Below are 12,869 nucleotides of genomic sequence, written 5' to 3'. Positions count from 1 at the left end.
CAAGGTGCGCAATCTGGAAGAAGTAAAGTTGGGTATCTCAAACACAGGCAAGTGCTATATAACCGGCAAGGTTATAGGGACAAGCCGTACGGGCAATTAGTATCAGTTAGCTTAATGCATTACTGCACTTCCACACCTGACCTATCAACGTCCTGGTCTCGAACGACCCTTCAAAGAGCTCAAGGCTCTGGGAAATCTCATCTTAAGGCAAGTTTCCCGCTTAGATGCTTTCAGCGGTTATCTCTTCCGAACTTAGCTACCCGGCAATGCCACTGGCGTGACAACCGGTACACCAGAGGTTCGTCCACTCCGGTCCTCTCGTACTAGGAGCAGCCCCCTTCAAATTTCCAACGCCCACGGCAGATAGGGACCAAACTGTCTCACGACGTTTTAAACCCAGCTCACGTACCACTTTAAATGGCGAACAGCCATACCCTTGGGACCGGCTACAGCCCCAGGATGTGATGAGCCGACATCGAGGTGCCAAACTCCCCCGTCGATATGAACTCTTGGGAGGAATCAGCCTGTTATCCCCAGAGTACCTTTTATCCGTTGAGCGATGGCCCTTCCATACAGAACCACCGGATCACTATGTCCTACTTTCGTACCTGCTCGACTTGTCGGTCTCGCAGTTAAGCACGCTTATGCCATTGCACTATTAGCACGATGTCCGACCGTACCTAGCGTACCTTCGAACTCCTCCGTTACACTTTGGGAGGAGACCGCCCCAGTCAAACTGCCTACCATGCACTGTCCCCGATCCGGATTACGGACCAAGGTTAGAACCTCAAACAAACCAGGGTGGTATTTCAAGGTTGGCTCCATAGGAACTGGCGTCCCTACTTCAAAGCCTCCCACCTATCCTACACAGATTGGTTCAAAGTCCAATGCAAAGCTACAGTAAAGGTTCATGGGGTCTTTCCGTCTAGCCGCGGGTAGATTGCATCATCACAAACACTTCAACTTCGCTGAGTCTCGGGAGGAGACAGTGTGGCCATCGTTACGCCATTCGTGCAGGTCGGAACTTACCCGACAAGGAATTTCGCTACCTTAGGACCGTTATAGTTACGGCCGCCGTTTACTGGGACTTCAATCAAGAGCTTGCACCCCATCATTTAATCTTCCAGCACCGGGCAGGCGTCACACCCTATACGTCCACTTTCGTGTTTGCAGAGTGCTGTGTTTTTATTAAACAGTCGCAGCCACCAGTTTATTGCAACCTTTTCGTCCTTCCACAGTAAAGTGGTCAAACTACCGAGGCGTACCTTATCCCGAAGTTACGGTACCAATTTGCCGAGTTCCTTCTCCCGAGTTCTCTCAAGCGCCTTAGAATACTCATCTCGCCCACCTGTGTCGGTTTGCGGTACGGTCTCGTATGACTGAAGCTTAGAGGCTTTTCTTGGAACCACTTCCGATTGCTTCGTGCACTAGTGCACTCGTCCCAGTCCCTTGAATTACGTGCCCGGATTTGCCTAAGCACCTTCTATGAACCAGAAACTGACTATTCCAACAGTCAGACAACCTTCCGCGATCCGTCCCCCCATCGCATCATACGACGGTGCAGGAATATTAACCTGCTTCCCATCAGCTACGCATCTCTGCCTCGCCTTAGGGGCCGACTCACCCTGCTCCGATGAACGTTGAACAGGAAACCTTGGGCTTACGGCGTGCGGGCTTTTCACCCGCATTATCGCTACTCATGTCAGCATTCGCACTTCTGATACCTCCAGCATCCTTCACAAGACACCTTCGCAGGCTTACAGAACGCTCTCCTACCATATCCTTACGGATATCCGCAGCTTCGGTGACTGGCTTAGCCCCGTTACATCTTCCGCGCAGGACGACTCGATCAGTGAGCTATTACGCTTTCTTTAAATGATGGCTGCTTCTAAGCCAACATCCTGACTGTTTTAGCCTTCCCACTTCGTTTTCCACTTAGCCAATCTTTGGGACCTTAGCTGGCGGTCTGGGTTGTTTCCCTCTTGACACCGGACGTTAGCACCCGATGTCTGTCTCCCAAGCTCGCACTCAACGGTATTCGGAGTTTGCAATGGTTTGGTAAGTCGCGATGACCCCCTAGCCATAACAGTGCTCTACCCCCGTCGGTGATACTTGAGGCACTACCTAAATAGTTTTCGGAGAGAACCAGCTATTTCCAAGTTTGTTTAGCCTTTCACCCCTATCCACAGCTCATCCCCTAATTTTTCAACATTAGTGGGTTCGGTCCTCCAGTGCGTGTTACCGCACCTTCAACCTGGCCATGGATAGATCACTTGGTTTCGGGTCTACACCCAGCGACTAGCGCCCTATTCGGACTCGATTTCTCTACGGCTCCCCTAATTGGTTAACCTCGCCACTGAATGTAAGTCGCTGACCCATTATACAAAAGGTACGCAGTCACCCCTTGCGAGGCTCCTACTGTTTGTATGCACACGGTTTCAGGATCTATTTCACTCCCCTCCCGGGGTTCTTTTCGCCTTTCCCTCACGGTACTGGTTCACTATCGGTCGATTACGAGTATTTAGCCTTGGAGGATGGTCCCCCCATGTTCAGACAGGATTTCTCGTGTCCCGCCCTACTTGTCGTATGCTTAGTACCACCGCTCTGATTTCGCGTACGGGGCTATCACCCGCTATGGCGCCTATTTCCAGAGGCTTCCACTATCAGAACGACTATCACATACAGGCTCTTCCCATTTCGCTCGCCACTACTTTGGGAATCTCGGTTGATTTCTTTTCCTGCAGCTACTTAGATGTTTCAGTTCGCCGCGTTCGCTTTGCATACCTATGTATTCAGTATGCAATGACCTAAAAGGCCGGGTTTCCCCATTCGGAAATCTTCGGATCAATGCTTGTTTGTCAGCTCCCCGAAGCTTATCGCAGACTACTACGTCCTTCATCGCCTGTAATCGCCAAGGCATCCACCATGTGCACTTATTCACTTGTCCCTATAACCTTGACGGCTATAAGTTCAAGCACTTACTACTGTGTTTGATGAGTTTTACTACTACCCTAAGTGATATCTTTCGATATCGCTTAATAAAACTTTTACTTCTTCCAGATTGTTAAAGAACGATGAACATAAGAGTTCAAACCTAAGCGTCTGCGCTTACATTTGAAATCTTGGTGGAGGATGACGGGATCGAACCGACGACCCCCTGCTTGCAAAGCAGGTGCTCTCCCAGCTGAGCTAATCCCCCGTGTGTACTGCCAAGGGACTGGTAGGGCTGGTTGGGCTCGAACCAACGACCCCCGCGTTATCAACACGGTGCTCTAACCAGCTGAGCTACAGCCCCATTTGCTGTTCTTCGTATTACAACAGTCGATAAGTGTGAACGTTTGAGTCTGATGCCGACTCTAGAAAGGAGGTGATCCAGCCGCACCTTCCGATACGGCTACCTTGTTACGACTTCACCCCAGTCACGAATCCTACCGTGGTAAGCGCCCTCCTTGCGGTTAAGCTACCTACTTCTGGTAAAACCCGCTCCCATGGTGTGACGGGCGGTGTGTACAAGACCCGGGAACGTATTCACCGCGACATGCTGATCCGCGATTACTAGCGATTCCAACTTCATGTAGTCGAGTTGCAGACTACAATCCGGACTACGATACACTTTCTGGGATTAGCTCCCCCTCGCGGGTTGGCGGCCCTCTGTATGTACCATTGTATGACGTGTGAAGCCCTACCCATAAGGGCCATGAGGACTTGACGTCATCCCCACCTTCCTCCGGTTTGTCACCGGCAGTCTCATTAGAGTGCTCTTGCGTAGCAACTAATGACAAGGGTTGCGCTCGTTGCGGGACTTAACCCAACATCTCACGACACGAGCTGACGACAGCCATGCAGCACCTGTGTGATGGCTCTCTTTCGAGCACTCCCAAATCTCTCCGGGATTCCATCCATGTCAAGGGTAGGTAAGGTTTTTCGCGTTGCATCGAATTAATCCACATCATCCACCGCTTGTGCGGGTCCCCGTCAATTCCTTTGAGTTTTAATCTTGCGACCGTACTCCCCAGGCGGTCTACTTCACGCGTTAGCTGCGTTACTAAGTCAATTAAGACCCAACAACTAGTAGACATCGTTTAGGGCGTGGACTACCAGGGTATCTAATCCTGTTTGCTCCCCACGCTTTCGTGCATGAGCGTCAGTTTTGACCCAGGGGGCTGCCTTCGCCATCGGTGTTCCTCCACATCTCTACGCATTTCACTGCTACACGTGGAATTCTACCCCCCTCTGCCAAACTCTAGCCTCGCAGTCTCCATCGCCATTCCCAGGTTAAGCCCGGGGATTTCACGACAGACTTACGAAACCGCCTGCGCACGCTTTACGCCCAGTAATTCCGATTAACGCTTGCACCCTACGTATTACCGCGGCTGCTGGCACGTAGTTAGCCGGTGCTTATTCTTCAGGTACCGTCAGCAGCTGTAGATATTAGCCACAGCCTTTTCTTCCCTGACAAAAGAGCTTTACAACCCGAAGGCCTTCTTCACTCACGCGGCATTGCTGGATCAGGGTTGCCCCCATTGTCCAAAATTCCCCACTGCTGCCTCCCGTAGGAGTCTGGACCGTGTCTCAGTTCCAGTGTGGCTGGTCGTCCTCTCAGACCAGCTACTGATCGTTGCCTTGGTGGGCCTTTACCCCACCAACTAGCTAATCAGATATCGGCCGCTCCAGGAGCACAAGGTCTTGCGATCCCCTGCTTTCATCCTTAGATCGTATGCGGTATTAGCGTAACTTTCGCTACGTTATCCCCCACTCTTGGGTACGTTCCGATATATTACTCACCCGTTCGCCACTCGCCGCCAGGCCGAAGCCCGCGCTGCCGTTCGACTTGCATGTGTAAAGCATGCCGCCAGCGTTCAATCTGAGCCAGGATCAAACTCTTCAGTTTAATCTCTGTTGTTGCCGCATTTCTGCGGCAGGTCACTCACTCAAAATACTGACGAATCTCTTTCGAGATTACGTTTAATATATTTGTGCGAGCGTATAACTATATTTTGAGCATCGAACCCGAAGGTTCGTGGCAATATCGTCAAACGCCCACACTTATCGACTGTTGATTTTTAAAGATCGCTGCCTTCTTTATTCGACGAAGCGTTGTGTTCGTCAGCAGCAGAGAAGCGAGATTATGCGGTACAGCGTGCAACTCGTCAACCCCTTCTTTTTCTCGTTTCGCTTACTGTTTTAACAGTGTTGCGTTGCGAGGGACAGAACTATAGCAAACGAAATTCAGCTCCGCAAGGGGGGATGTATAGTTTCGTTCATGCCTTATATTCAAATACCTGACCAATTGCCAATCGTCGTTGTCAGTGCCACGCGCTCGGAGCGCGCCATCTTCGACGTTCCCGCCGCAATTGATGTACTTGATACCGACCGCATTCGCGAAGGCCAGCCGCGGATCAATGCCTCCGAAGCCCTCGCCGCCGTGCCCGGCCTGGTGGCGCAGAACCGCCAGAACTACGCACAGGATTTGCAGATCTCTTCGCGCGGCTTCGGCGCGCGCTCCGCTTTCGGCGTTCGCGGCGTACGCCTTATTGCGGACGGGATCCCGGCCAGCATGCCGGACGGCCAAGGACAAGCGGCGACCTTCAACCTTGACATGGCGGAACGCATCGAAGTACTACGCGGCCCATTCTCTGCCCTGTACGGCAACCATTCAGGAGGAGTAATCCAGCTGTTCACCCGCGAAGGCAAAGGCCGCCCAACCCTGGAATCAAGTGCCAGCATTGGTAGCGACGGACTCTATAAGGTGGACATCTCCGCGCAGGGCGAAACCGCAGGCATAGGCTACGCACTCGATGCCTCACGCTTTCGGACTGACGGCTTTCGCCATCACAGCGCCGCCACGCGTGAGCAGGCGCACGCGAAGTTGAACCTGCGTGTTGGAGGGGGCGGAAAGCTGACGCTGGTCGCGAATGGGCTGCGCCAGAAGGACACTCAGGACCCCCTGGGGGTTACCTGGGCGACATGGCAGCGCGATCCCCGCGCCGGCGAGACCGACGCCACCGATACCGGAACTACCAAGCTTACGCTGGCTGAGCGCTACAACACGCGCAAGAGCATCGACCACCAGCAGGCGGCAGCCACCTGGGAGCAAGCGGTCGGCGACGCAAGGTTGCTGTTCACTGCTTACGCCGGCAACCGCCAGGTGGTGCAGTACCAATCCTTCTCGCGCGGCTTCCAAGCCCCGGCGACACACTCCGGTGGCGTTATCGACTTCGATCGCGACTTCCACGGCGGAGAAGCACGCTGGCAGAGCGTTCAGCAGCTTGCCGGTGGCAAGCTCACAACTTCTACGGGCATCGAGTATGGCCGCGCCGTGGACGAGCGCCAGGGCTACGAGAATTTTTCCGGCGCCACGCTGGGAGTGAAGGGCCGGTTGCGACGCGACGAGAAAGACTCGGTGTCCAATGTGGATCCCTATGCGCAAGCGGAATGGCAGGGCGAACGCTGGCAATTGACAGCCGGCTTGCGTCACAGCCGAATCAGCGTTTCAGTTGCTGATCGCTTCACCAGCAATGGCGACGATAGCGGCAAACTGCGCTTCAGCCAAACCACGCCACTGGCGGCGGTGCTTTACCGCGCGACGCCGGCGCTGAACCTGTACGCCAGCGCCGCGCGCGGCTTCGAAGCACCGACGTTGAATGAGCTGTTTTATTCGGGCGGCGGCGCCGGTTTCAATTTCGGCCTCCGGCCTGCGCGCAGCAAGCACGCCGAAGCGGGGGCCAAGGCTGTCCTGGCGTCAGGCGTCAGGATGAATGCAGCCATCTTCGAAGTTCGTACCAGCGATGAGCTGGTAGTGGAGTCCTCCTCTGGTGGACGCACCAGCTACCGCAATGCGGCACGCACCGTTCGAAAAGGTGCAGAAGCGTCCTTCGACGCTACATTGGGCGCTGGATTCAGCACGCGCATTGCCCTGACATCGCTGCGCGCAAGCTATGAGAATGGCGCAAGCCTGCCCGGCGTCGCACGAGCCTATGGTTTCGGTGAACTGGTTTGGCGCGAAAGCGCGGGCCGCTGGGGTGCCGCGCTGGAGGCCATTGCAAGCGACAAGGTCTATGCGGAAGACAGCAATACCGAGCGGGCGGCGCCGGGCTACGGCATCCTGAACCTGCGCCTGACAGCAGCGCAAGAAGTTGCAGAATGGCGCGTCAGCGAATTCGTTCGCCTGAATAACCTGGCCGACAAGCAGTACGTCGGGTCGGTCATCGTCGGCGATGCCAACAAGCGCTATTACGAGGCGGCGCCCGGCCGAAACTGGGTGGCAGGCATCTCCGCCAGGTACCAGTTTTAAGGGTACACGAAGGACTTCACCAAAGTCAGCTCGCCCGCAGCACGCAGCGGCACCATGAAGGTCTGCTGCTTCTCGCTCGGCGTATTCTCATTGGTGATCACCGAGACCGTGGCAACGGTAATGACCTGCTTTTCGGAATTGCCGCCGTAGTAGTTGACGTAGACATGGTAATTGCCCTTGGCCGGCGCCGGGCTGGAATAGATTTCCGGGCCATAGCCGCCGGTGACGTCGACATCCAGTCCGCTGCCGTCGGGGAGCATGCGCTGGCCGAACCAGGAGTGGCCGCCGTTGGGCGTTATCACGTGCAGGTCGACATCGGTGCCCGGGCTGTCCCAGGACAACACAACCCGCAGGCGCGACTTGGTCTTGCCGCTGTAGCTGTCGTAGAACTGGCTGCGCGCGCGGCTCTTGCCATCCGGCGAACGCACTTCCACGCCGTTCGAGCCGGGGCCGAAGATGTAAGGGCGCGCGAAGCTGCCGTCTTCCTGCAACTCGAGCGGCATGGCAACGCCGTTGACAATCAGCTTGGCCGGCTTGCTTCGGCTGGCGCCCGCGATCTTGCCGCGGATTTGCGCCGTTTCGGCCTGCCCTGGCTGCATGTTCACGACAGATGCCGGATAGTTCACGGTCTGGCTGTACTGCTCCTCGCTGCCGCCCGAATGGCGCCAGCCGCTTTTGGGCGACTCAATGCTCACTTGCGCGATGACGCAGGCAGGCAACAGCAACAGCGGGAGGAAGAGTTTCTTCATGTGTTCAATATACAAAGGATTTAACTAGGGTCAGGTCGCCGATCTTGCGTAAAGGGACAACAAAGTCCTGCCTCTTTTCGCTGGGCGTGTTTTCGTTGAAAACGAGCGTGATACGCGTCGTAATGATGGGACGCTGGCGCGTGGCTTCGTCAAAGTGATAGCCCGAGCTGCCGAAATTGCCCCAGTAGTTCACCCATACCTGGTAGGTTCCGCGCATGGGCGAGGACATGGTGAACATTTCCGGACCGGGGCCGTCGACGCTGTCCGCATCCAGCCCGCCGCCATTGGTCAGGAAAGGATTGGCGAAAAAGGCGTGCTGGCCGTCCGGCGTAATGATGTGCAGGTCGATCTCGGCCTGGTTGTCGTCCCAGGCGCCGATGATGCGCAGCCGCGGTTGCGGGCGGCTGGTATCCGCCTCGTAGAACTGCATGCGCTTCAGCGATTTGCCGTCCGGCGAACGGATCTCAACGCTGTTGGAACCGGAGCCGAAGGCATAGCCGCGCGCATAACGGCCCTCTTCGTCCGTGTACAACGGGGTCGGGTTGCCATTCACGATCAACTGGTGGAAGGGACGCTTGGTGCTGATCTTTGCCAACTGGCCAAGGATCATGGTGCGGTTTTTCTGCGCGCCACGGTCGATCAGTGAATACGGGTAGCTGACGGCCAGTTCACCGGACTTGTCGGTCATGCCAGCGCGGTTCCAGCCGCCAACCGGCCCGGTCATTGTCTTGTCCTGCGCCAGCAAAGGTGCGGCGGCCAGCGCCAGCATCAGCGCCGGGATGCATTGGGTGCGTGCTTTCACATAGCCTCCAGTGACAGGTCGTTCAGGCGGCGCGCCAGGCGCTCAACATAGTCCTCGTCCTGCCCGCGCGGGTGACGGCGCAGGCCGATGTGCAGGTATTCATGCGCCAGCGTGATACGGTCCTCGCGCGTGACCAGCGGCCGCATGAAGATGCGGTTGCGCGACTGTTCGGAATATGGCGAGCCGGCAGTCAGTGCGCATACCGCCGGCAGTTGCGCTGGCGCCTCATAGCCGTCTTCTCGGCGCAGCATGCGCTCCCAGCGCGGCAGCGCATAGGCCAGCCATTGTTCATTCTTTGTGAGGCGAGCGCAGACGGTGCCGGTGTTTCCTGCGATGGCGAGGGTGGTGCCCGGATAGGCCGCGGCCAGGATATCGTCGAATCCTTTCCCGGTGCGCGCCTGCGCCTGCGCGTCGCTCCACGCCAGGACGTTCGCCCCGCCTTTGCTGCTGTGGTAACGCACTTGTGCGCCATCCAGCACCAGCTGGTCGGTCCAACGCGCCACTTCCAGCGCGGCAGCACTGGCCGGATTGGGGCTGACGCGTTGCGTGGCGCTGCTGTCCGTGATGAACTGGCAGGACTCGGCGCGGCGCGCGTTCTGCTGCAGGTAGCTGCGGGCCGCGATGGCGAAGGCACGCGCAGCCTCCGTTTCAGTGGTGCTGGCTTCGCGGTCGATCACACGCGCCACGTATTCGTTCAAGCCCATGCGGCCGCGAATTTGCAGCTTGCCGTTTGCGCCGCCGGCCAACGTCAGTTCGCCGTTACTGCGGATAGGCAGGCTCTTGCCATTTTCGAACTGCACCACGTAACGGCCGTTCAGCGCACCCGGCGCGGCAAGGCCGTCCGCTGCGCGTACCGCACGCACCGGGTAGCGGGTGAAGTAGTCGACCACCACGCAGCCGCTGTCTTCCGCCTGCTGCACCGGCGGCAGGGCGGCAGCAATCTGCGGCGCCCATTTCTGGAAGATGCCGGTGCTGCTGTCGCTGCCGCCAAACCATACGGGAGTGCCGTCGGCCAGCCAGCCGGCTGCGCCGCCCAGCCTTGCATCTTCACGTTTTGGATGGTGCCACGAATAGGTCTTCACGCGCAGCTGGCTGCCGAACCAGCGCACACTGCCGGCGCCGCGTCCATCCAGCACCACGCGCAACAGGGCCGCCTCGGCATCGGCACGGCTCGCGGCCGGAATGCTGGCCAGCACCCGCAGCAGGCTGCCCAGGGTGACGAGGCGCGCCGGCTCCAGCCTTGCGGGATCGGCCAGCCAGGCGAATTCGCCGGCCGGTGCGCTACCCAGCCTGCGTTTCCAGTAATCCTGCCATGGCTTCTGGGCGATGCCCAGGCGTTCCGGCGCGAAGAACAGGCCGCAGGACTGCGCCAACGCGGCATCGCGGCTTACGCTGGCGCCGGCTTCGCAGCAATACACTTCCTCCTGCTTGCGGCCACCGCAGTTGTAGTCGGGCATGGGCAGCTTGCTGTCCACTGCGTAGACATAGACGAACAGCTTCCACAGGCTGCCAAGCGGGAGCTCCGTGCTGGCGGCCATCGGCTGCGCCGCCGATGGGCTGCGCTGCTGCAGCTGCACCGCTTGCACCTTGCCGTCGCGCCACCACGCCAGGTCGAGCGAGGCCGCCGCCGCAACGGGCGCGGCGCAGGCCAACAACAAGGCGGGCAGCAGGCGAGGCAGCATTACTCGACTTTCAGCGTACGCATGGTCTTGCCGCCGCCTTCAGAGGCTTTCTGCTCCGGCTGGTACATGCGGTGGAAGCGGGTCGGAGGCAGGGTGTAGCTGCCTTTCTGGCCGAAGCGCAGCAGGTGGCGCACGACGACCTCACCGCTCAGTGGTTCGACCGGCACGGCATAGCCGTCCCGGCGCTCGACATGGCGCGCGCGTTCCAGCTGCACTGGTTCGTCACCCGCCAGCTTCATGCCCCAGGTAGTCGATTCAACCATCGCGCCTGGCGGCAGAGCCACTTCCAGCAGGCCGAAACGATGCGAGGCGCTGCCGGCTTTCAGCTTGATTTCGTCCATATACAGTTCGTCCGTGCGCAGCGCTTCGCCCGGCTTCACCAGTTCCATGGTGTATCCCTTGGAGCCAGCCTTCATGCGCAGGATGCGACGCTCGATGCCGACGTCCAGCGAGTGCTGTTCGACTGCACGGCTGTCGTATTGCACGATCGCGACGGTGCCGGCCGGCGCAGCTTGTGCCAGCTTCAGTTGCTCCGGCAGCGACTTGGCGTCGGTCCAGCGCCATACCGGCTGGCCGCTGCGGCTGTCCACCTGCTGCCATGCGCCTTCCAGTGCGGCGACAGGCGGTTTTGCGGCAGGCGAGCCGCCCAACTTCTTCTGCACCCAGACCAGGGTCAGGGCACGGTCCATGGTCGGCATGTCTGCACGCACGGACGACAGCACGGCATCGGCCTGCGACACCGGCACCTCACCGGCCAGCATCAGCAGGGCCTGCGCCACCGGTGCCGGCGAAGCGCGCAATGCAGCCCATGCCTGCGGCAACTGCTGCTGCAGCGATGGCGGCAAGGCGATGCCGTTCTGGGCAGCGACGATGGACGTCAGGCCGGCCGCCATGGCGCGGGTCACGCTGTCCTGGCCGTCGGCCAGCAGCACGCTGCTGGTGACGCCCTGCTTGCGCGGCGCGGAGCCGACTTCCAGGCTGGCGGCATCGGCCACCAGGCTTTCCGCCAGGGTTTTGGTCGGCAAGCCCATTTCATGCATCATCCACAGGCTCATGGCGCGCTCCAGCGGGGCATTGTTCTTGCCATGCTCGGTGTAGACGCTGACCAGATTATTCCAGTGCTCGCCCGGCAATTCCAAGCGCAGGGCGCGCGAGGCGTACCAGTCGGCATAGTAGGCGTAAGACGTCATCAGCGCATCGCCCTGCGTTGCGGGTCCCCACCAGCTGAAGATGGCGTTCGGGCCAGCCATCGACACCAGGCGCAGGCGCTGGGCCTGCATGATCGCCATCAGGCGCTCGCGCACCGGGCCGGCATCCGCCGGCATGCTCTGCGCCGCCATGGTCAGCGGGATCAGGCGGCTGGCCGTCTGCTCCACGCAGCCGTACGGGTACTCGATCAGGTCATCGGCAATACGTGCAAAGTGGCTGGCCGCGCCTTGTGCGAACGAGACGCGGACATTGCGCGCATCGGCCGGCAGATTCAGCGCGTTGTCGGTGCCGGTCAATGCCACGCTCATGCTGCGCGGGCTGCTCCAGGCGGCGGGCTGCTCCTGCACCTTGGTATCCAGCGCATCCACCAGCTTGCCGTCCTGCTTCACTTCCAGGCGCAGCGGCGCGGTACCGACGGCAACCGGGAATTCAACGTAGTTCACGCCCGGCTTGGCCGACAGCTTCTCCACTTTCGGCTGCGGACCGCCGGACAGTGTCACTTCCAGCGATTTCGTCTCGCTGGTCTGGTTGAAGATAGCGACAGATGCGCGCGGCGCATCGCCGCTACGCAGCCAGTCTGGCGCCGTCCACTTGGAGTAGAAGGATTTGTCGGAGCGCAGGTAACCAGTGCGCTGGCCAACGCGGCCTTGCGCATCCATGGCGCGGCCGGTGATGCGCCAGCGGGTCAGTGCATCCGGCATGGTAAAGGTGACGCGCGCCTTGCCGTCGGCATCGGTCTTCAGCGACGGCGCCCAGAAGGCGGTATCGATATTATCGCGGCGCGGACGTTCCAGCACTTTCACGCCACGCTCATTATAGTTATGGCGGGCCGGGACGTTTTCGCGGCGGCCTTGTGCCATGTCGTAGCTGATGAAGGACAGGCTGGCCGTGGTGCGCACATTATTGCGGCGCGGATGATAGAAGAAGTCCGCGATATCGGGAGCGATTTCCGGCTGCAGCACGTAGATCATTTCATCCACCACGCCCAGCGCCACCAGGGTCGACAGCGGCTTGCCGTCCATCTGCGCCGTCACGTCCAGCGTGACTTTTTCACCCGGCTGGTAAACTTCCTTGTCGGTCTTGAAGCTCAGCGCGATGCGCGGCTCGATCACCTGCAGCCCGGCGTTCTGGAA

General features: G+C 58.9%; 5 protein-coding genes, 2 tRNA genes and 2 rRNA genes. 1 reads left to right on the top strand and 8 read right to left on the bottom strand.

Going from position 1 to position 12,869, the window contains the following annotated elements; translation table 11 throughout:
• Positions 1 to 75: 75 nt before the first annotated feature.
• The 4 genes from ACQ4MM_RS21670 to ACQ4MM_RS21655 all read right to left on the bottom strand — a co-directional run bounded on the left by ACQ4MM_RS21670 (position 76) and on the right by ACQ4MM_RS21655 (position 4,891).
• Positions 76 to 2,947, bottom strand: a 23S ribosomal RNA gene (locus tag ACQ4MM_RS21670).
• 176 nt (positions 2,948 to 3,123) lie between these two features.
• Positions 3,124 to 3,199, bottom strand: a tRNA-Ala gene (locus ACQ4MM_RS21665).
• 19 nt (positions 3,200 to 3,218) lie between these two features.
• A tRNA-Ile gene (locus ACQ4MM_RS21660) sits at positions 3,219 to 3,295 on the bottom strand.
• A gap of 65 nt (positions 3,296 to 3,360) precedes the next feature.
• Positions 3,361 to 4,891 (bottom strand): 16S ribosomal RNA (locus ACQ4MM_RS21655).
• The 16S and 23S rRNA genes sit together here with 2 tRNA genes alongside, the layout of an rRNA operon.
• Positions 4,892 to 5,290: 399 nt before the next feature.
• Here ACQ4MM_RS21655 and ACQ4MM_RS21650 point away from each other — a divergent pair.
• On the top strand, positions 5,291 to 7,294 hold the full coding sequence (locus ACQ4MM_RS21650) for a TonB-dependent receptor family protein (RefSeq protein ID WP_431479299.1): 2,004 nt from the start codon (positions 5,291 to 5,293) through the stop codon (positions 7,292 to 7,294).
• On the opposite strand, the gene ACQ4MM_RS21645 is transcribed toward ACQ4MM_RS21650, so the two are convergent.
• The 4 genes from ACQ4MM_RS21645 to ACQ4MM_RS21630 form a co-directional block, all read right to left on the bottom strand.
• Positions 7,291 to 8,043 (bottom strand): YfaP family protein, encoded by a 753-nt coding sequence (locus ACQ4MM_RS21645; protein ID WP_431479298.1) that lies wholly within the window; start codon positions 8,041 to 8,043, stop codon positions 7,291 to 7,293. The two genes, ACQ4MM_RS21650 and ACQ4MM_RS21645, sit on opposite strands and share 4 nt — an antisense overlap.
• A 4-nt stretch (positions 8,044 to 8,047) precedes the next feature.
• On the bottom strand, positions 8,048 to 8,845 hold the full coding sequence (locus ACQ4MM_RS21640; protein WP_431479297.1) for a YfaP family protein: 798 nt from the start codon (positions 8,843 to 8,845) through the stop codon (positions 8,048 to 8,050).
• Positions 8,842 to 10,527, bottom strand: a complete 1,686-nt coding sequence (locus ACQ4MM_RS21635) for a DUF2300 domain-containing protein (protein WP_431479296.1) — start codon at positions 10,525 to 10,527, stop codon at positions 8,842 to 8,844. The genes ACQ4MM_RS21640 and ACQ4MM_RS21635 overlap by 4 nt, the downstream gene beginning before the upstream one ends.
• Positions 10,527 to 12,869: alpha-2-macroglobulin family protein (locus ACQ4MM_RS21630; RefSeq protein WP_431479295.1), on the bottom strand; the 2,343-nt coding region annotated here is incomplete at its 5' end. The genes ACQ4MM_RS21635 and ACQ4MM_RS21630, both read right to left, overlap by 1 nt.

This window comes from Massilia eburnea, assembly GCF_050709955.1.
Taxonomy (GTDB): Bacteria; Pseudomonadota; Gammaproteobacteria; order Burkholderiales; family Burkholderiaceae_D; genus Rugamonas; species Rugamonas eburnea_A.
Note: the sequence above shows the minus strand (reverse complement) of the source record. Positions and strands in the feature narration are given on the sequence as shown.